This is a genomic window from Weissella viridescens (genome assembly GCF_003862435.1).
Taxonomy (GTDB): Bacteria; Bacillota; Bacilli; order Lactobacillales; family Lactobacillaceae; genus Weissella; species Weissella viridescens_A.
On sequence record NZ_RHGY01000006.1, the window covers coordinates 1 to 20,312 of the forward strand.

The 20,312-nt window shown below is 41.1% G+C and carries 23 protein-coding genes; 21 read left to right on the forward strand and 2 right to left on the reverse strand.

Annotated elements, in window-relative coordinates; translation table 11 throughout:
• The first annotated feature begins 122 nt into the window (after positions 1–122).
• From D3P96_RS05790 to D3P96_RS05800, 3 genes are all read left to right on the forward strand, one after another.
• The gene (locus D3P96_RS05790; protein ID WP_124943432.1) at positions 123–323 is read left to right on the forward strand and encodes a cold-shock protein; all 201 of its coding nucleotides are present in this window, start codon (positions 123–125) and stop codon (positions 321–323) included.
• Between the two features lie 62 nt (positions 324–385).
• Positions 386–1,267 (forward strand): RluA family pseudouridine synthase, encoded by an 882-nt coding sequence (locus D3P96_RS05795; protein ID WP_124943433.1) that lies wholly within the window; start codon positions 386–388, stop codon positions 1,265–1,267.
• A gap of 215 nt (positions 1,268–1,482) precedes the next feature.
• The gene (locus tag D3P96_RS05800) at positions 1,483–2,067 is read left to right on the forward strand and encodes a sugar transferase (protein WP_124943434.1); all 585 of its coding nucleotides are present in this window, start codon (positions 1,483–1,485) and stop codon (positions 2,065–2,067) included.
• Positions 2,068–2,114: 47 nt separating this feature from the next.
• Here D3P96_RS05800 and D3P96_RS05805 read toward each other — a convergent pair whose 3' ends face one another.
• On the reverse strand, positions 2,115–3,353 hold the full coding sequence (locus tag D3P96_RS05805; RefSeq protein ID WP_124943435.1) for an aminopeptidase: 1,239 nt from the start codon (positions 3,351–3,353) through the stop codon (positions 2,115–2,117).
• 166 nt (positions 3,354–3,519) lie between these two features.
• Between D3P96_RS05805 and tagD the strand changes: the two genes are divergently transcribed.
• From tagD to D3P96_RS05885, 16 genes are all read left to right on the forward strand, one after another.
• The gene (gene tagD, locus D3P96_RS05810) at positions 3,520–3,939 is read left to right on the forward strand and encodes a glycerol-3-phosphate cytidylyltransferase (RefSeq protein ID WP_124943436.1); all 420 of its coding nucleotides are present in this window, start codon (positions 3,520–3,522) and stop codon (positions 3,937–3,939) included.
• A gap of 77 nt (positions 3,940–4,016) precedes the next feature.
• Positions 4,017–5,177: an ABC transporter ATP-binding protein gene (locus D3P96_RS05815; RefSeq protein WP_124943437.1), complete on the forward strand. Its 1,161-nt coding sequence runs from the start codon at positions 4,017–4,019 to the stop codon at positions 5,175–5,177.
• A 14-nt stretch (positions 5,178–5,191) separates the two neighbouring features.
• Entirely contained in the window at positions 5,192–5,986 is a 795-nt protein-coding gene (locus D3P96_RS05820) for an ABC transporter permease (protein WP_244919074.1), read from the forward strand.
• A gap of 54 nt (positions 5,987–6,040) precedes the next feature.
• Positions 6,041–7,153, forward strand: coding sequence for a CDP-glycerol glycerophosphotransferase family protein (locus D3P96_RS05825; RefSeq protein WP_124943439.1), 1,113 nt, complete (start codon positions 6,041–6,043; stop codon positions 7,151–7,153).
• A gap of 180 nt (positions 7,154–7,333) precedes the next feature.
• A complete protein-coding gene (locus D3P96_RS05830; RefSeq protein WP_124943440.1) occupies positions 7,334–7,963 on the forward strand; it encodes a sugar transferase in 630 nt (209 codons plus the stop codon).
• A gap of 22 nt (positions 7,964–7,985) precedes the next feature.
• Complete coding sequence (locus D3P96_RS05835) at positions 7,986–8,294, forward strand: hypothetical protein (RefSeq protein ID WP_124943441.1); 309 nt, start codon at positions 7,986–7,988, stop codon at positions 8,292–8,294.
• A gap of 20 nt (positions 8,295–8,314) precedes the next feature.
• Positions 8,315–9,088 (forward strand): DUF4422 domain-containing protein, encoded by a 774-nt coding sequence (locus D3P96_RS05840; RefSeq protein ID WP_124943442.1) that lies wholly within the window; start codon positions 8,315–8,317, stop codon positions 9,086–9,088.
• Positions 9,089–9,291: 203 nt separating this feature from the next.
• The gene (gene hrcA, locus D3P96_RS05845) at positions 9,292–10,314 is read left to right on the forward strand and encodes a heat-inducible transcriptional repressor HrcA (RefSeq protein ID WP_124943443.1); all 1,023 of its coding nucleotides are present in this window, start codon (positions 9,292–9,294) and stop codon (positions 10,312–10,314) included.
• Between the two features lie 17 nt (positions 10,315–10,331).
• Entirely contained in the window at positions 10,332–10,916 is a 585-nt protein-coding gene (grpE, locus tag D3P96_RS05850) for a nucleotide exchange factor GrpE (protein WP_124943444.1), read from the forward strand.
• Between the two features lie 64 nt (positions 10,917–10,980).
• Positions 10,981–12,801: a molecular chaperone DnaK gene (dnaK, locus tag D3P96_RS05855; RefSeq protein ID WP_124943445.1), complete on the forward strand. Its 1,821-nt coding sequence runs from the start codon at positions 10,981–10,983 to the stop codon at positions 12,799–12,801.
• Positions 12,802–12,889: 88 nt separating this feature from the next.
• Positions 12,890–13,825 carry a DnaJ C-terminal domain-containing protein gene (locus D3P96_RS05860; protein WP_124943446.1) on the forward strand — a complete coding sequence of 312 codons (936 nt, stop codon included), beginning with the start codon at positions 12,890–12,892 and terminating at the stop codon, positions 13,823–13,825.
• 103 nt (positions 13,826–13,928) lie between these two features.
• A complete protein-coding gene (locus tag D3P96_RS05865) occupies positions 13,929–14,207 on the forward strand; it encodes a hypothetical protein (protein WP_124943447.1) in 279 nt (92 codons plus the stop codon).
• Between the two features lie 10 nt (positions 14,208–14,217).
• The gene (locus D3P96_RS05870) at positions 14,218–14,934 is read left to right on the forward strand and encodes a hypothetical protein (protein ID WP_124943448.1); all 717 of its coding nucleotides are present in this window, start codon (positions 14,218–14,220) and stop codon (positions 14,932–14,934) included.
• 116 nt (positions 14,935–15,050) lie between these two features.
• Positions 15,051–16,037: a ribonuclease Z gene (rnz, locus tag D3P96_RS05875; protein WP_124943449.1), complete on the forward strand. Its 987-nt coding sequence runs from the start codon at positions 15,051–15,053 to the stop codon at positions 16,035–16,037.
• 2 nt (positions 16,038–16,039) lie between these two features.
• Complete coding sequence (gene recJ, locus D3P96_RS05880; RefSeq protein WP_124943450.1) at positions 16,040–18,352, forward strand: single-stranded-DNA-specific exonuclease RecJ; 2,313 nt, start codon at positions 16,040–16,042, stop codon at positions 18,350–18,352.
• Positions 18,353–18,357: 5 nt separating this feature from the next.
• Complete coding sequence (locus D3P96_RS05885) at positions 18,358–18,873, forward strand: adenine phosphoribosyltransferase (RefSeq protein WP_124943451.1); 516 nt, start codon at positions 18,358–18,360, stop codon at positions 18,871–18,873.
• Between the two features lie 51 nt (positions 18,874–18,924).
• Here the strand turns inward: D3P96_RS05885 and lexA are convergent, their stop codons facing one another.
• Positions 18,925–19,536 carry a transcriptional repressor LexA gene (lexA, locus tag D3P96_RS05890; RefSeq protein ID WP_124943452.1) on the reverse strand — a complete coding sequence of 204 codons (612 nt, stop codon included), beginning with the start codon at positions 19,534–19,536 and terminating at the stop codon, positions 18,925–18,927.
• Between the two features lie 241 nt (positions 19,537–19,777).
• Between lexA and D3P96_RS05895 the strand changes: the two genes are divergently transcribed.
• Positions 19,778–20,014, forward strand: a complete 237-nt coding sequence (locus D3P96_RS05895) for a DUF896 domain-containing protein (protein WP_185696109.1) — start codon at positions 19,778–19,780, stop codon at positions 20,012–20,014.
• A 51-nt stretch (positions 20,015–20,065) separates the two neighbouring features.
• Entirely contained in the window at positions 20,066–20,299 is a 234-nt protein-coding gene (locus D3P96_RS05900; RefSeq protein WP_124943454.1) for a YneF family protein, read from the forward strand.
• Positions 20,300–20,312 lie beyond the last annotated feature (13 nt).

Genomic DNA, 20,312 nt, shown 5'->3' on the forward strand with positions numbered 1-20,312 from the left:
GTGCTATACTATAAATATAGTTTAAAAGATTTTTGTTTTATGTTTCGATCCTTTTTGAAATATGGCATGGTCGTTTTGGATTATTAAAAAAAGATTGGCAATATGCCAGGAGGTTCGTAATAATGGAACAAGGTACAGTTAAGTGGTTTAACGCAGATAAGGGATTTGGATTTATTGCTCGCGATAACGGAGACGATGTATTCGTACATTTCTCAGCTATCCAAGGTGACGGATTTAAGTCATTAGACGAAGGTCAAAAGGTTGAATTCAACGTTGTTGATGGAGATCGTGGATTACAAGCTGCGGAAGTTACAAAGCTTTAATTCTAAATTAAAGAACAGCTCTTCATTGAGTTGTTTTTTTTTTTTTGGAAAAGTGAGTGAAAATGGTAGAGTGGATTAAAAATGTAACCTTACCTGAAAGCCAACCTGAAATCACCCTGCGTGAACAAATGCGGGCATGGCGTATGCCGAAACGGATTCAAGGACAACTACGTCAGCAAAAGCGTGTGTTGGTGAATCAGGCCTATCATAATGTGGAAACCGTATTACAGGCGGGGGATGTTGTGACGATGCATTTTGTAGAAAGTGATTTCGTAACGCCAATTTCAAGTTACGTACCCGATATACGTGAAACAATCGATGTTTTGTTTGAAAATGATGATTTATTAGTGGTGAATAAACGGAGTGGTCTAAAAACACATCCCAACTCGCCTTTTGAGGATGGGACCCTGATGAACTATGTGCAGGGGTACTTAGCCTTAAATGCACACGAAAATGCATATATGGTTCATCGATTGGATGTGGCAACCTCGGGAGCCATACTAGTTGCCAAAAACCCGATGGCAGTAACGTTACTAAATGCCTATCTAAGGGATAAAACCATCCAGCGTTACTATGTTGCACGTGTAGCGGGTCAAATGGAAGGGGCCAGTGGGACGATCCGATTACCGATTGGTTGCGATCCAGAGCATCCACGCCAACGTATGGTAAATGGTTCGAATTCGCAGCCAGCGGTGACGCATTGGAAGGTCAGCGAAACGCGGGCTGACAGTTCACTTGTGGCAATTGCTCTTGAAACCGGGCGGACCCACCAAATTCGGGTACATTTAGCTGCGGTGGGACATCCAATTTTGGGCGATACGTTATATTATCCGGCTGATACTGGTTCTGAAAGGTTGATGTTGCATGGTGAAAAGATTGTTTTTATAAATCCTTATTCACACACTGAAATCGTCGTGAATGCGCCAACACCGACAGGTTTTTAGGATAAGGTTGTTTACCAACAGGGATGACAAGATGCCAGAAACGCTTATTATGTTACTATATTATAAGGGTTTCATATCATTTTGATGTAAATATAGCTTTGGTTTTGTTTAAGACTAGCTTTTTTATTGAAAAAAAGGCATAATTAACTATAAATGAATAAATAATGAGATTTGTAATTACCAGAGATATATAAACACGTCTAAGAAGGATGCTTATGTTTTATCGAAATTATGTTAAACGCTTTATAGATATGTTAGCTTCTGCGCTTGTTTTGTTGATTGGATGCATACCAATGCTAATTATTGCGCTTATTGTAAAAGTGACTTCACCAGGTCCGGTGTTTTTTAAACAACGACGATACGGGTTGAATTCGGAGCCATTTAATATGTACAAATTCCGTTCAATGTCTGAGCAGGCGCCTGAACGAGCAAACCAAGACTTTGCAGACATGGATGAATATATCACACCATTTGGGAATTTCTTAAGGAAAACATCGATTGATGAACTACCACAGTTAATTAATGTGTTTATCGGAAAAATGAGTTTGATCGGTCCACGTCCTTTGGCTGATACAGACCGCAAGGTGCTTGACTTACGACGCGAATTTGGTGCTGACCAGGTTCGTCCTGGCATCACGGGATTAGCGCAAGTGAATGGGCGAAATAACATTACCGATGTTGAAAAAGCTGCGTACGATACAGAGTATGCCAAAGAAGTAACAGCGCGGAATGATTTTGCGATTGTGATTCAAACAATCGTTAAAGTTGTGAAGCAAACTGATATAAATCATGAATCATGAAAAAACGACCTTAACACCATTAAGTGTTAAAGTCGTTTTTTGTCTTGTTATGCCCAATCACCATTGCGGAAAACTGGTACTGTTTGTCCATCAAATGTAATCCCATCAACATCCATATCGGCTGATCCCACCATGAAGTCAACGTGAACCAAAGAATCGTTTTGACCATGAGCTTGACGTTCAGCAAGTGACATTTGCGTACCACCTTGAATATTAGATGGGTAGGCGGCACCAAGTGCTAAGTGATCAGATGCATTTTCATCAAATAGGGTATTGTAGAAGATGATACCCGATTGTGAGATTGGTGATGGATCTGGAACAAGAGAGACCTCACCAAGTGAGCTAGCACCTGTATCAGTTGCAATCAATTGCTTTAGAATGGCCTCGCCAGTTGAAGCGTGGGCTTCCGTGACGTGACCATCCTTGAAAGTTAATTGGATATCTTTAATCAGCGTTCCAGCGTAAGAAAGAGGCTTCGTTGATTGAACATGACCATCAATATGGCGGTAGTCTGGAGAGGTAAAGACTTCTTCAGTTGGCATGTTTGCAATGAAGGTATGCCCAGACTTATCAGCCGAGTCAGCGGCCTCCCAATAATGGTTCTCCGCTAAGCCAATATTGATATCGGTAATTGGTGACTTGAAGTGCAATGACTTGAAGTTTTGTTGATTCAACCATTCTGACTTGGTCTTTAGTTTGGCAACATGCGCGGCCCAGTCAGTTTCAGGGTCGTTATCAACTGAAATGCGTGATACCTTGAAAATTTCAGCCCACAATTGATCTTGAGCGTAAGCGGGTTCTAGGTCTGGGAATACTTTTTGGGCCCAAGCTTGACCAGCGGCACCGATAACAATCCAATCCGGATCATTGTTCATCGTTGCTTGACGGACTGGTGAGTTTGCACGTTGCATCGCTTGTTCCAAGGTTGAAATACGATTGTCATCAATGTGACTATAACCATCGGGATCAGCTGACAAGATTGAGATGCGAGTTGTGTTAGCATCGGCAATGTTTTGTGAGCGGACAGGCACCCATGTTGGTACTGTTGCAAGTGCCTCTTCAGGTGCGTTTTCCAAGAAAGCACGCTTAGTGTGTAAGTCGGACCATTCAACATCAACGCGGGCAGCGCCACGTTCGTAGGCAGCATCAGTTAACTTATGAACTAAAGGTGCTTGCTCAATTTCAGCGTAAATTAAAACAGACTGTCCCTTACGGACGTTTACCCCAATTGATGTCACCAGGTGGGCATACTTATCGAGTAATAAATCAAAATGTTCAAGAGTCATAAATGGGCCTCGTTTCAATTATTAGAATATACTCATTCTACAATACCTTTAGCGTAAACACTAGTCGGATGATTCTAATTAAATCGGGGTAAGTTTTTGGGAAGTCAGCAAAAATGTAGTATAATTGAAGAAATGTGATTTCAAAGCAGGCCGGAGGAAATATTAAATGCGACGAGTGATTACGTATGGCACGTTTGATATGCTACATTATGGACATATCAATCTATTGCGCAGAGCCAAAGAACGAGGCGATTATTTAATTGTCGGTTTGTCAACAGACGAGTTTAACTGGGAAGCAAAGCACAAAAAAACGTATTTCAGTTATGAAAAACGTAAGCAACTACTGGAAGCGATTCGCTATGTTGATTTAGTGATCCCAGAAGAATCTTGGGCGCAAAAATCACAAGATATTCTATTATATCAAGTGGATGAATTTGTTATGGGTGATGATTGGCAGGGTAAGTTTGATTATCTTGCTGATGAAACGGGTGTTGAAGTAACGTATTTGGAACGGACACCAGAAATTTCAACGACCCAAATTAAAGCTGATTTGAATGATAAAAAATTAGCTGACACGGGTGAATAAGCCTGGTTTTTTAGTTTTGTTAAAAGTTAATTGATTGCTTATGCCGTGGTTTCGGGGTAGGCGTATAATACATAGAAATGAATGAATGGAGAGCGACTGTGACTGATTCGAATAAAAAAATTAAAGTACAGGCTTCATTTGTGACGAAACGTTATGAAATGGCACCTACCAATGCCGATAAAATGAAGGCAGCCCTTTCAAATAAAACTTTTCCGAGTTTCTGGGCCTTGCGTGGCGTTAGTTTCACAGCATATGAAGGTGAAACGGTTGCGGTTGTCGGAACAAATGGATCCGGAAAATCAACCTTAATGAAGGTGATGTCTGGGATTATTCCAGCAACTTCTGGTGAAATGCAAGTAAACGGGGCGGTTTCGCTCATTGCGATTAATGCTGGTTTACGCGGGAATATGAGTGGGCGTGAAAACATTCGGCTAAAGGGCTTGATGATGGGCATGTCGAACCAAGAAATTGATCAAAAAATGGATGATATTATTGCCTTTTCTGAGTTAGGTGATTTTATTGACCAACAGGTCAAAAACTATTCTTCAGGGATGAAGTCAAAGCTTGGTTTCTCAATTTCAGTGCACGCTGATCCTGATATTTTGATTATTGACGAAGCGTTATCAGTTGGGGATGCAACATTTAATCGGAAATCACTTGAAAAAATTCGTGAATTCCAGGCGCAAGGTAAGACTATTTTCTTCGTTTCACACGATTTGCAACAAGTTCGTGAGATGGCTGACCGCGTCTTGTGGTTACATTTTGGGAAAGTCCGGATGTTTGGACCAACGGATGAAGTGATGGACCATTATGATGAATTCGTGAATGAATACAAGCAGTTGAGCCAGGAAGAACAGGCGCAATACCGGAATGATTTACGAGATGCCCAAGAACAGTTTACGCTGGAAGAACTTTATGATGAGTCGGTTACCGATACGACCTCACCACAACAAGCTAAGCAAGTTAAAAAAGAAATTTATCATGAACAACATCCAAGTAAGATGGCACGTTGGGAAAAATGGGTGATTGTAATTTTAGCTTGTTTGACGATTTTGGTTGGGGATAAAATCGCGCTCAATCTTGGGTTTAAAACGATCATTGAAAAGCCGGCAACGTTAGTAACTGGCTGGACACCTAAGAAATTGCATGCGCTTGATGAGCGCCATGCTAAAAAAGTCAAAGAAAAAGCTGCCTTACACAAGCAACATCAAAACGGTAAGCAGAAAGAGAGTAAGTGACCATGAGAGATTTGATGCAAGTTTTGCAAGAAGTTTGGCATAACTTTCCAATTGCAAATCGGTTGGCGCGCTTTAATGTCCGTTCCCGCTGGGCGGATAATTATTTAGGCTCGGTTTGGGATTACCTAGAACCACTCATGTATATTGGTACCTATTTCGTTGTTTTTGGAATGGGACTTTATAATGGAAATGTTGCCGGTGTGCCATATATTTTGTGGCTATTGACTGGAATCGTGCCTTGGTATTTCATTCAAGGTGCCTTCAATAAAGGACTGACTAGTGTTAGTTCACAATTGAATTTACTAACGAAAACGAATTATCCGATGTCAATTGCACCGTTGATGCCACTATTAGAAGAAATCCGACGTTACTTCGTTTTGACGATTTTTATGGTCATAGTGTTGCTCGCGTTTGGGTATCATCCAAGCATTTATTGGATTCAAATTTTGTATGCAATTCCATGTATGCTCATTTGTATGTTCGCTATTGATTTGTTGAATTCAACTTTAACAATTGTGGTTCCGGACTATAAAACTTTTGCAAATTCATTGTTCCGTCTGATTTTCTTCTTCTCAGGAATTGTGATTAATATTGATGCAAAAAACCTACCAGTTGCAGTGGTCTCATTAATTAAGATGATGCCGTTCTACTATATCATTCAAGTATTCCGTGATACCTTTTTGTACCACCAGTGGTTCTGGCACATGCCATCAAACACGATATTTTTCTGGTTAGTGGTCACGCTAATTTTGATTACGGGTGCACACCTACACGTACGTTTTAGAAATCGATTTACTGACTTAATGTAAAAAATAAAAATCATTTTGCATTTCGCAAAATGATTTTTTTATAGGAAGAGTAATATGCAAAAAATAAAAAATGTCATTAAAAATTCAAGTCTCTTTGGTTTCATTTACCTGGGAATCATGCGGATGTTTTTAGCGGTGTTACAACGCTTTGTGAAAGTAAAACAACACCAGATTATGTTTGCGTCATATAGTGGACGCCAAATCTCAGACACCCCACTTGCTGCCTTTGAAATTTTACGTGATGATCCTGATTTTGCTGATTTTAATTTTATTTGGGCAGTAAATGAACCCGATCAATTTGCGGATGTTCCTGGCGCAAAGATGATTAAAATGGATTCGATGCGTTATTTTTGGTATTTACTCCAATCTAAATACTGGGTAAGTAATGCTTCAATCGAGCGTTTAATTCCATTTCATCACCCCAAAAATGTCTATATTCAATTTTGGCATGGGATTCCTTTGAAAACACTAGGGCATGCTGAGCCCGGTTTACCAAAACTTGTTCAAAAATGGTATGACGAAGTGGAGATTGACTATTTATTTGCGAATGGTCCGTATGATGCTGAGAAGTTACACGAATTGTTTCCAAAAACACAGCAGGTTGTTGAACATGGTCAATTACGTAAATGGTTGTCTGATCAAGCTAAACAACAAGCACCACAAACACCAAAAACGCCATTTAATACCGATAAACCTGTTTTGTTATATGTTCCAACGTACCGAAATGATGCTGGTCCTGATGCCTTTTTAACGGCTGAACAATTAAAGACATTAATGCAAACGTATCAAGTGGTTTATCGTGGTCACTATTTCTCGGAGCATTTATCATTACCAGGGTTAATCAATGGAAATGATTTCGATTTGTATGACTTGTTTGCTGAAGCGAGCCTCTTGATAACTGACTATTCGAGTGTCTTCTTTGACTTTGCTTATTGGCAAAAACCAATCTATCTATATGAAGCAGATTTAAACGATTATCAAGCGCAACGTGGTTTTTATTTTGATCCACACACGTTAGGGTTGCCGATTGCACGTGATTTTGATGCATTAGAAAAAGCTTTAGCGGAGCAGAGTTGCTCTAAAACGGCATTAGTAAAACTAGAACAACGCTTTGATCCACATCCAACCGCCGAAACGATTAAGGCGCTCAGAGCTTGTTTTGTCTGAAATCATTAAAAAACCACCAAACTTTTAAGAGTTTAGTGGTTTTTTTGCGTTTTAGCGTATAATTTAATACGGTGAGACATTGTATTGAACTGAAAGTCTCCATATAATAGAAAGAATAACCATTTCGATTTGATTGAATCAATAGAAGTGAATCGGAATTAAAGAGAGTTAAATAAAGCGATGACAAAGAAAAGTAAAAGCTACATATTTTCCAAACGGTTTTTAGATATCTCCATTGCGATTTTTGCGTTGATTGTATTGTCACCTGTATTTTTGGTTGTGTCACTACTGTATCTCTACGGTGCAAATCGCGGTCCAGTATTCTATCGCCAAACTCGGATTGGGTTGAACCACAAACCGTTTCAAATTTATAAGTTTCGTTCAATGATTGTCGATGCAGATAAGAAATTGTACGCGAATCCTGAATTGTATGAAAAATTTGTGGCAAATGGCTACAAATTACCAACTGAAGAAGATCCACGTATTACCAAGTTAGGCGCTTTTTTGCGTAAGACCTCAATTGATGAATTACCACAATTTATCAACATCTTAAAAGGGGATATGAGTATCATTGGCCCTCGTCCGGTTGTTGAGAATGAATTAGTTGAGTATGGCGACCGGGTTGATGTTTTCTTGTCAGTTCGGCCAGGTGCGATGGGTCTCTGGCAAGCTAGTGGACGAAGCACAATTCATTATCCAGAACGCGCAGAGTTGGAAATTGAATATGCTACGCATGCCAATATGTGGTTTGATTTTAAAATTATCTTTATGACGGTTCGTGCCATCTTTAAAAAGGTTGGCGCGATGTAACGATGACAAGGAGGCGCAGGCAATGCCTAAGCCAAAGCGAAATTGGGTAATCTGGGTATTACTGGTTGTCTTATTATTAACGATGGCGATTGGTAGTTATTACATTCAAAATGTCCAACATGCCCGATTGCAACAACAACAAAAACAGCAACCGGCCTCGGTTGGGCGTGAATCCAAGGCCGTGCAGTCAGCTCGTCGTGAATTAACACGTGCTGGTATATCAACGAAACGGGTTTCAACGGCGCAAATGCAACGTGTGATGAATGCGGCTGAGCATGCAGATGAGTCAGTTGTGACTTATGCTAAGAAGCATCCCAATACATTGAATTAATTGTTTAAAGGAGCCGTGAAATGAAAATAATTGTTGCAGCACACAAGCCATACGAAATGCCAGATGATCCCATTTATCAACCAGTTTACGTCGGAAGTGCATTGAAAACAGATCGACCAGCTGGGTATATCGGTGATGATACCGGAAAAAATATGTCCGAGATGAATCCTTACTATAATGAATTGACGGCCATGTACTGGGCAAAATATAATTTGCAGGATGAGGATATTATCGGTTTGGCGCATTATCGACGTTATTTAGGATCAAAAGCGAGTCATGAACTAAAAGATGTTCTAACAGAATCTCAAATTCGTGAAGGTTTAGCGGCTCACGATGTGCTCTTGCCTAAGTGTCGTAACTATTATATTGAAAATCAAAGAGATCATTATTTAAATGCACACTTAAATGAACCATATTTCGTCTTAGAACAGGTTATCCGTGAAGACTACCCAGAGTTCGAACCAGCATTCCAAGCTTTAGAGAAATCAACCAAGATTCATTTGTACAACATGAGTATCATGCCACAAGCGTTGTTCCAGGATTATACTGATTTTGTTTTTGGTGTTTTGGCTAAAGTTCAAGCAAAAATCCCATATGATCGTTATGAAGGACAAGATGCACGTGTCTTTGGTTTTCTATCGGAGCGGTTGATGGATGTTTGGATTGAAACGCGACAACATTCATATCGTGAATATCCACTTGTGACAACTGAACGGACAAACTGGTTGGACAAAGGAACTCAGTTCTTAAAGCGTAAGTTTTTAAAAAGTGATCAAACAAAAACCCATTTTTAAAGAGAAATCGAAAAAGATTTCTTTTTTTTTGTATTTAAAGAGCTATATGCAACCGATAAAGGCTTGATATGAGTGGATTTGAATATAGTTTGGCACTCTTGATATTTAAGTGCTAAAAGTGTTGACAAGTGTCTGGGAGGCGTGTATTATAATAGATGTTAGCAGGAAAGGTTAATGAGTGCTAATGAAAGAGGTGGAGCAAAATGTTAACGGATAGACAGAATATGATTTTAGCGACTATCGTTAAAGATTACGCTAAAAATGGAAAAGCTGTCGGGTCAAAGACATTGCTTCAGGACTTGGATTTAGGTGTAAGTTCTGCAACGATTCGTAACGAAATGGCCGTTTTAGAAGACCGTGGGTTGTTGCAAAAAGAACATACATCTTCTGGAAGGGTGCCTTCGCAAGGTGGATATCGCTATTACGTTGATCGGTTGATGACTGATGATCAAAGTGATTTAGAAATTAAACGAGCATTACAACGTGTTTTTGCTCGGAATTTCCAACAAGTTGATGATTTGTTACAACAAGCGGTTGAGGAACTGGTTAACTTAACTGGTTATACAGCGATGGCATTGAAGCCCGAAGCGATGGGGACTCGACTTTCAGGATTTAGACTAGTGCCACTTGATGGACAACAGATATTAGCAATTGTTGTGACAAATGATGGTGATGTAACAAGTCAAAGTTTTAGGTTACCGGAAGGAATGGATGTTTCCGAGTTAGATGGCATGGTTGCTTATATTAATGATACGTTGGTCGATTGTTTGGTCGTTGATGTATTGAAAACATTAAGTGGTGACTTACCATTGAAGATGGAGCGTGTGATTCGCACACCGGCTGCGTTTTTACAGTTGTTTGGTGATGTACTCGCACGATCGATTTCGGATGAAGTCTTTATCGGTGGCCAATTAAATGTTTTGGATTATACAAATGATACGGATCCGCAAGATATTAAGCAGATATTGCAAGTGATTGAATCGCCTGAATCAATGCGTCAAGTTGTTGGCACTGCCAATGAGGGTGTTATGGTTCAAATCGGTGATGAAAATCGAAATGATCTGTTTGATCAATATAGTTTAGTATCGGCGACCTACCATATTCCAAAACATGGAGCTGGTGCGATTGCATTGCTAGGACCAACCCGCATGCCATATGCAAAAATGGTAGCGACGGTTGATCAATTTAGAAATGCGATTGGCCAGAAATTAATCGAGTATTATTAATGAAAAGAGGTGTCGGAATGGCAGAGGAAAAACAAACTGAAAATCAGGAAAATGAGGCAACCCCTCAAAATGATGAAGAAGTTGATGTTGAAGTGATTGAGCCAGAAGACGATGCAGTTGAAGTTGATGAAACGACAACTGAGTCAGTTGCTGATGAAATTGCTGACTTGAAACAACAACTTTCTGATGCGGACGACAAGTTCTTACGAGTTCAAGCTGAAATGCAAAATATGCAATCACGTTTAGCTAAGGAACAAGCTCAAGCTTTGAAGTATGCAAATCAAAAACTAGGTTTGGCTGTACTACCTGCTTTGGATAATCTAGAACGGGCGCTACAAGTTGAAGCTGATGATGATGCATCGGAGCAATTAAAGAAGGGCGTTGAAATGGTCTTTGGTACCTTGAAGCAGGCATTGTCTGATAATGGGATTAAAGAAGTTGGGCAAGTTGGTGAAACATTTGATCCAAATTATGCGCAAGCCATTCAATCAGTACCAGCAGATGATGATCATCCGGCTGATACAATTGCAAGTGTCATGCAAAAGGGATACATGCTTGAAGATCGCGTGATCCGTCCCGCAATGGTTGCAGTTTATAATTAACTGACAACCGACACTAGTGAAGAAGAAATAAAATAAAAATTAAAATCGAGAGGTATTATATATTATGTCTAAGATTATTGGAATTGATTTAGGAACTACAAATTCAGCTGTTGCCGTTATGGAAGGTGATGCACCAAAGGTTATCACTAATCCAAACGGTGGTCGTACAACACCATCAGTTGTTTCATTTAAGAACGGTGAAGTTCAAGTTGGGGATACTGCAAAGCGTCAAGCAATCACAAACCCTGACACAGTTTCATCAATCAAGTCTCACATGGGTGAGCCAAACTACACAGTTGATATTGAAGGTAAGGAATACAAGCCACAAGAAATTTCAGCTATGATTTTGCAATACTTGAAGGGTTACGCTGAAGATTACTTGGGTGAAAAGGTTACTGAAGCTGTTATCACAGTACCTGCATACTTTAATGATGCACAACGTCAAGCAACTAAGGATGCTGGAAAGATTGCTGGACTTGATGTAAAGCGTATCATCAACGAGCCTACTGCTGCCGCTTTGGCATATGGTCTTGATGGTGATGACAAGGATGAAAAGATTTTGGTTTACGACCTTGGTGGTGGAACATTCGACGTTTCTATCCTTGAATTAGGTGATGGTGTGTTTGAAGTTTTGTCAACAAATGGTGATACTCACCTTGGTGGTGATGACTTTGACCAAAAGATCATTGACTGGTTAGCTGATGACTTTGAAAAGGAAAACGGTATCGACTTACGTGATGACAAGTTGGCCCTACAACGTTTAAAGGATGCTGCTGAAACTGCAAAGAAGACATTGTCTCAAGCAACTGAAGCACAAATCGACTTACCATTCATTACTGCAACAGATGCTGGTCCATTACACATTCAAAAGACTTTGACACGTAGCCAATTCAACCAAATGACGGCTGATCTTGTTGAGCGTGCTGAAGGACCTGTTAAGGCTGCTTTGAAGGATGCCGGACTATCAATGAACGATATTGATAAGGTTATCTTGAATGGTGGATCAACGCGTATCCCAGCTGTTCAAGAATCTGTTAAGAAGTTGACTGGTAAGGAACCAGACCACTCAATCAACCCTGATGAAGCGGTTGCATTGGGAGCTGCTATCCAAGCTGGAGTTTTGACTGGTGATGTTAAGGATGTTGTTTTGCTTGACGTTACACCTCTTTCACTTGGAATCGAAACAATGGGTGGTGTCTTCACGAAGTTGATTGATCGTAACACGACCATCCCAACTTCAAAGTCACAAACATTCTCAACTGCTGCTGATAACCAACCAGCTGTTGATATCCATGTTTTGCAAGGTGAGCGTGCCATGGCTGCTGATAACAAGACATTGGGACAATTCCAATTGACTGATATCCCTGCTGCTCCACGTGGTGTACCACAAATCGAAGTGACATTTGATATTGACCGTAATGGTATCGTTTCAGTTTCTGCCAAGGATCTTGGTACAAACAAGGAACAAAAGATTACCATCCAAGATTCAGGTTCATTATCAGATGAAGATATCGAACGTATGATGAACGATGCTAAGGCTAATGAAGAAGCCGATAAGCAACATAAGGAAGAGGCTGACTTGCGTAATGAAGTTGACCAATTAATCTTTAGTTCAGAAAAGACACTTGAAGATGTTGGCGACAAGGTTAGTGATGACGAAAAGAAGCCTGTTGAAGATGCTGTTGAAGCATTGAAGGCTGCTAAGGAAGCTGACAACCTTGACGACATGAAGGAAAAGAAGGAAGCTTTGGAAAAGGTTGCTCAAGAATTAGCTATGAAGCTATATCAACAACAAGCTGACCAAGCACAACCAGATGCTGATGGTGCTGCATCAAACGATGATGGCACAGTTGATGGTGAATTTACAGACGAATCAGACAAGTAATCTGAATCATCTCATCGTTACACAAACACAAAGCGGGGCGTATGCCTCGCTTTGTGATACATAAAATAAAAAAGGAGGGGGATGCCACATGAACAATTCAGAATTTTACGATACATTAGGTGTATCTAAAGACGCATCTCAAGATGATATAAAAAAGGCTTACCGTAAGCTATCAAAGAAGTACCATCCAGATATTAATCATGAAGAAGGTGCTGAAGAAAAATACAAGGCTGTTCAAGAAGCGTATGAAACACTAGGCGATGAACAAAAGCGTCGCATGTATGATCAATATGGTAAAGCTGGCGCAGATGGTGGCTTTGGCGGTGGTGGTCAAGGCTTTGGTGGATTCGGTGGCTTTGGCGGTGGTCAAGGTGCCCAATTCAATGGCGATTTAAATGATTTGTTTGAGCAGATGTTCGGTGGCGGATTCTCTTCTGACCCAAACCGTCCACGTCAAGGACGTGATTTGCAGTATCGGATGAACCTTACTTTTGAAGAAGCGATTTTTGGAAAAGAAACGACGATTAACTACACCCGTCAAGGTGAAAATGGTGAACAAGAGCGTAAAGAGCTTAAGGTTACGATTCCAGCCGGAGTTGAAGATGGTCAACAAATGCGCTTAGAAGGTCAAGGAGAAGCTGGAACAAATGGTGGACCATACGGTGATTTGTATGTTGTCTTCTATGTCTCAGCTTCAAAGGATGGTTTCAATCGTGATGGTGGTACAATCTACTCACGTGTTGCCATTGATTATCCAACAGCCGTATTGGGTGGAGAAATTTCAGTTAAAACAGTACATGGCGATGTTTCATTGAAGATCCCAGCTGGAACACAAACTGAAACAAACTTCCGTCTACGTGGAAAGGGAGCGCCATTGATGCGTGGTAATAATAATGGTGATCACATCGTTACGGTTTACGTTGATGTGCCAAAGAAGTTGAATAAGGATCAAAAGAAGGCTTTGACGAATTATCAAGAAGTCCTTGATAGTCAAGAATCTAAACATGGTTTGTTCGGTAAATAATAAATAGCGTAAATTCAAACCGATTCGTGCAACTTTTGCATGAATCGGTTTTTATTTTTATTTCTTTAAGGTTTAGTCGTTATATTAATGAAGGAGGCTCGGAATGCTATTATTAGATTTTAAACTTAGCGTTGTGGGGATGCCGTTAGATCGGCCTCTCTTTATCCACGATGGGCCCGATCAGATTGCACCAGTCGTCTTGGCAGATGTAAATTCTGATAAAGTTTTTTTAAAAATAACACCACAAACGAATTCTGGGATGGTCTTGGCGGACCTGTTAGCTTTATCGGACTCACTTGAAATTGTCGGATTGGATAGAACCGATAATCCTGTCAGAATCTATGGCTATCAAGTTCAGGCGGAGCGGTTAGTGCTAGGCTAAGGAGCAAACGATGAAAAAGAGCGCGATGTATTTTGCATTCTCAATGTTATTACTGATTCTTATGGGAGTTGGCTACCTTTGGATGCAAGGAGGATTGGCGATTAATGGACAGGTTGGTGCAGGGAAGCGAAGTGAAAAAGCAGCCGAATCTAGTGTTGTCTATGATGTGCCAAAATCAGATTTAAAGTCTAAAAATTTTGTGAAAAATGCCATGCCTACACGTCAGGGTGACTATACTGTCACGCGCCAAGGTGTACGGGTACGTTTAGCAGAAGATAAAGCAATTCAAGGTGAAGTGACAAGCGGCCCGGTTAGTTATAAAATGAAACGCATTCAGTTGTTGCAAAATGAAGCGCGGACTGAACAAGCGCAAAATGTTGTCCGGAAGGCGTTGAATGTTCCAAACTTGCCTAAGAATTATACAGCTGCTGAAATTCACTATGATATTACTAACCATACTGATCAAACGATTTTGACAGATGGTGTTGCAACCGTTTCTTATGGGTATAAGGATGTGATGACAACGTTGGGTGGCTTAGTGAATGGCTCAGAGTTGTCAAACGAAGGGATTGCGCCAGGTGCGACACAAGAGGGTTACGCCATTGTTTGGGTACCCAAGCAATCTGTAAAAAGCTTCAAGACGTTTAATATCGAATTTGCCTCAACGTATAATGCTGATGGTCGTGAAGTGAGTGAAAAGACACCGCAACTAAAGGTGAATATCTAAAACGTGATGAATCATAGAAAACGTACGCAAGTCTCGTTTTAAATGTTAGAATAGATTAAGTCTAAAACCGCTTTTAGGCGGTTTTTTTATGTTGAATTAAGATGGAGGAACAAGTAATGCAACTTGAATTCTTAGGAACAGGGGCAAGTGTCCCGGCGCGTTTTCGTAATGTGACGAGTATTGCCTTAAGGTTACTTGATGAATTGAATTCCGTTTGGCTGTTTGATGTGGGCGAAGGAACGCAAATTCAAATGTTGAGTTCAAGTATTCGGCCTCGAAAAATCGATAAAATTTTTATTACGCACTTACATGGTGATCATATTTTTGGCTTACCTGGACTTTTAGCCTCACGGTCATTCCAAGGTGGTGATGATACAATGACAATTTATGGACCAAAGGGAATTAAACGGTTCGTAGAAACGAGTCTACAGGTATCACAAACCCATCTGACGTACCCATTAGCTTTTGTTGAAATTGACCCAGCAGGGGGCGTTGTTTTTGAAAACGAAAAGATGACGGTGACGGCTAAACCATTGGATCACAAAATTTTATCATTTGGTTACCGTATCGATGAACATGATATGGTGGGTGAGTTACAGGTAGATAAATTACAGGCTTTAAATGTGCCAGCTGGACCGCAGTACGGTCAATTGAAAAACGGTCATGATATTACATTGGATGACGGTACGGTTGTTAAGAGTGCCGATGTGATTGGACCAGCAAAGAAGGGCCGTTCGGTTGTGATTTTGGGCGATACTCGAAAGACAGACCAAGCGACGGAACTAGCGATGGATGCCGATGTGTTAGTGCATGAGTCAACGTATGGTAAGGGTGAGGGGAAGAAGGCTCGCAATCATTACCACGCGACTAGCCTGCAAGCGGCTGAAATTGCTGAAAATGCCCATGTTGGCCGGCTCTTTTTGACGCATATTTCAGCTCGTTATGCTGGAAAGTCAGCCAGTGCGCTAGCCTATCAAGCACGGACTATTTTTGAAAACACCCGTGTTGTGAATGATTTTGATGTATTTGATATTCCTTACGGTAAACAAACTAATAGTAAGCCAATTAAAATTGACCATGTGATTGAAGATCAGGAAGGTTAGTCATGATTGAATCAAAATATACGTGGCAACCGGTTAAACCAGATGCCCAACGTGTTAAAACGTTAGAAACTGAATATCAACTGCCAGACTTAGTTGCCAAGTATGTGGTAAATCAGGGGCTTGAAACACCTGAAGCGATTCAAGAGTTTTTACAACCAACGATGGATGCATTGTATGATCCGACAGCACTTGCTGGAATGGATGCCTCAGTTACGCGCCTCATGCAAGCCATTGAAACTGGCGAACAGATTATTGTTTATGGAGACTATGATGTTGATGGGATGACGAGTACGGCCATCATGTTTTGGGCACTTGAAATTATGGGAGCTCAGGTTGATTACTTTGTGCCAAGTCGCTTTGAACAAGGCTATGGACCTAACCTAGCCAAATATCAAGAACTTGCTGAAAATGGGATGCAACTTTTGGTGACAGTTGATAATGGGGTGACCGGGGTTGATGAAATTGCCTGGTTGAAGACGCAAGGTATTGATACCATCGTAACAGATCATCACGAATTGCCCGAACAACTACCAGATGCTGTAGCAGTCGTGCATCCGCGGTTACCACGCGAAACTCCAAGTTATCCTTTTGGTGAACTATCAGGGGCAGGGGTCGCTTTTAAAGTAGCCTCTGCGTTACTTGAAGCCCCAGCCGATGAAGTGATTGATTTAGCAGCGCTTGGAACTGTTGCGGATATTATGCCGTTGGTTGATGAGAATCGCGTCATTGTTGCCCAAGGATTGATGGCGATGCGTGAAGACCCACGTCCAGGGGTCGCAGCCATTTTGGCGATTGCCGGAAAAAATCCAGAAGATTTAGATGCAATGAGCATTGGCTTTACAATCGGTCCGCGTTTAAATGCGATTGGTCGCTTAGATAATCCAATGCTGGGTGTGCAGCTCTTATTAAGTGATGAACCTGATGAGGCAGAACCGTTAGCTCAACAAGTCGAAACGCTCAATCAGGAACGTCAAATTCTTGTTGAAGATATTACGACGGTGGCCACGCAAGAACTAGCTGAGCAAGCAACCGACCATGCAGTTAATATCGTCGTGGGGGAAGGCTGGCACGAAGGCGTTCTTGGCATTGTAGCGAGTCGCCTGGTTGATGCGACTGGTAAGCCATCAATTGTGTTGGCGAGCGATGGGACACAGGCTAAAGGATCAGCGCGTTCAGTCGATGGTTTTGACTTGTTTACACCATTAGATCAACATCGTGAGCTTTTTACTGCTTTCGGTGGGCATGCTGGTGCAGCTGGGATGACTTTGCCGTTAGGCAATGTTGCCCAATTACAGACGATTCTGGATGAAGCTGCGGTTACCCAAGATCTTTCAGAAAAAGGTAAACCAGATTTGTCGATTCTCTCAGAAATGGCGGGGAGCGATTTTAAGCGTGAAACATTCGAAACACTCCAAATGCTCGCGCCGTTTGGAGAGGGAAACCCAGAACCACTCTTTGAAATTAATGTGAGCGCCGTCCAGCAGGTAAAAACGATGTCTGACGGTAAGCACATCCGCTTTACAGCTGTAACGGATAAGGGAACCTTACCGGTTATTGGCTTCGGGTTTGGTGCGATTGCGGACCAATTGCAAGGCCATTTCCAAACAATTAAATTGGTTGGATCGATGAGTGAAAATGTGTACCGGGGGATGACAACCTACCAACTAATGTTGAAAGATTTGCGTGCCGAGGGATCTTCAATCATGGATTGGCGGACCACAAAGTTAACGCGACAGTTGTTGCAACAAGATGCAGATTATATCTTTTTTAATAAGAAGAACTATGATCAATTGGCCAGCCAAGTCGGGCCGAATGGTCGCGCCATCTATATTGATGATGCTTACAACTACACCCAGTTAGGAACTCTCGCGCTGGTTGATTTACCAAATTCAATTGATGAACTAGGTGACCTATTAAAGTTTGTGCCGGCGCAAGCCGTCGCACCGATTTTCTATACCAAAACGCCGGCCTACTTGCAAAAGGTGCCCACTAAGGCGGATTTTGCAAAGGTTTTCCGGTTTGTGCAATCTTTCCAGAATGTGAATTTGTCGGGTCAATTTAAACAAGTTGCCCAACATTTGCAAATGGACCAAAGTATGTTGAATTTAATATTTAAGGTGTTTTTGGAAGCTAACTTTGTTACAATAGAAAATGGTTTTTTGAATCCAGTTGCCAATCCTAGTACGGTTGATTTAACGGAAACGAAGGCCTATAAAGCGTTTATGATGCGTCGTGAACTAGAAAAGCAACTCATTTATAGTTCGACGGCAGAACTTGAGGCGTTACTTTCAGATTTGAGTAATCAGGAGAAATAAAGTACATGTTAGATTTACATGATTATATTAAAGCGATTCCGGATTTTCCAGAAGAGGGTATTATTTTCCGTGATATCACACCACTCTTAGCAGATGGTGCGGCTTACCGACAAGCAACATCACAAATTGTTGCTTATGCAAAAGAGCGTGATGTAAATGTCATTGTTGGGCCTGAGTCACGTGGATTTCTAGTTGGTGCACCAGTCGCCAACGAAATGGGAATCGGTCTTGTGCCAGCCCGTAAGCCAGGTAAATTGCCTCGTGAAGTTGTTTCTGAGAGTTACCAACTAGAGTATGGTACGGCAAGTCTTGAGATGCATACGGATGCAATCAAGCCTGGTGATAAGGTTTTGATTACTGATGATTTGCTTGCAACTGGTGGAACCATCGAAGCAACGATCAAGTTGGTTGAAGCTTTGGGTGGAACGGTAGTTGGTCTTGCCTTCTTTATTGAATTGGCAGGATTAAACGGTCGTGATCGACTTGATGGCTATGATATTCTTGCGTTGCTTGAATACTAAACAAATCAAAATAAACAAAAGCCCATTGCGCTGGATAACGCAGTGGGCTTTTTATTGGATGTTTGGACGATAAAGACTCATGACTTTACCAAGAATTGTTAATGAGCGCGAAATGACTGGGGTCAGTTTGGTATTTTCTGGTTCAAGTCGAAAGTGATCGGCTTCATGAAAAAAACGATAGACCTGTTTTGGATATTCGGGTAAATCAACTAAGACGATATCGCCGTCATCGGCATCGTCTTGACGATGGACAATCAACATATCACCAGGTAAAATCCCTAGATCAATCATGTTCGCATTTTGCTGAGCGACAATAAAAAAGGCTTCCTGATCGGCAATCAACTGCTCTGGAACAGGGACGTAGTCGACGTCCTCGCTGTTTTCAATATTGTTTTCTAAATCAAAGCGCGGCACCATGTTTAATGAGGCTGGTGCTTGTTCAAGGACGCGTAAGCCACTCGGCGTGACGTGTAGAGAACGGGACTTGCCATCTTTTTTCGTTAACAATCCTTTCTTAATCAGACGGTTAATGTGACCGTGCACGGTGGCAGTTGAAGATAAATGAACGCGGGCCGCAATTTCACGCATGGTAGGTGCATATCCAGTTAGTGTTTGCTGTTCATGGATATATCTTAGAATTGCAATTTGTTTTGATTCAGCCATTTTTTCACTCATTTCGCATTTTTTAATATAATAAGCCAAAAAATAGATAATTACCAATCGAATTGGCTTAATTCATGTTAAAATATAAAGCAGAAGATTAAAAGGAGACGTGAGAATTATGGCTGAAAATGAAGATAAGCAAATCAAAGAAGTTGATTTAGAAGTTGATCCGGTAAGTACAGAAGATATTGAACACGATGCTTCTGAAGCTGAAGATAGTCAAGCGCCAGTAGATGACCACATGGTCGCTGTGCGTGAACGTATCAATGAATTGGCTGCTAAGGCTAAGACTGATGAAGGTTTGACTGAAGAAGAAACTAAGGAACGCGCTGACTTACGTCAAGAATTCTTAGATAACTTCCGTAACTCATTCCGTTCACAAATTGAAATGTTGCAAGTCTACGATGACGATGGTAATGAAGTGACCCCTGAAAAGGTCCGTCAAATCCAACGTGATAAAGGTTTGCGTGACGACTAATTGGCGTAACCAATTGATTAAATTAAACTGAATAATTAAATGGAGAGTATCATGAGCACAGGAATTTGGATTTTGATTGTTGTAGTAGCAGCTTTGGTAGGAGCCGCCGGTGGTTTCTTTTTGGCGCGTCGCACAATGGAGAGTTATTTAAAGAAGAACCCACCCATTAGTGAAGATATGATGCGTTCAATGATGACGTCAATGGGGCAAAAGCCTTCACAAAAGAAGTTGAATCAAATGATGGCGCAAATGAAGGCCCAATCAGCACAATCAAATAAGAAGTAAACAAAAAAGGTTA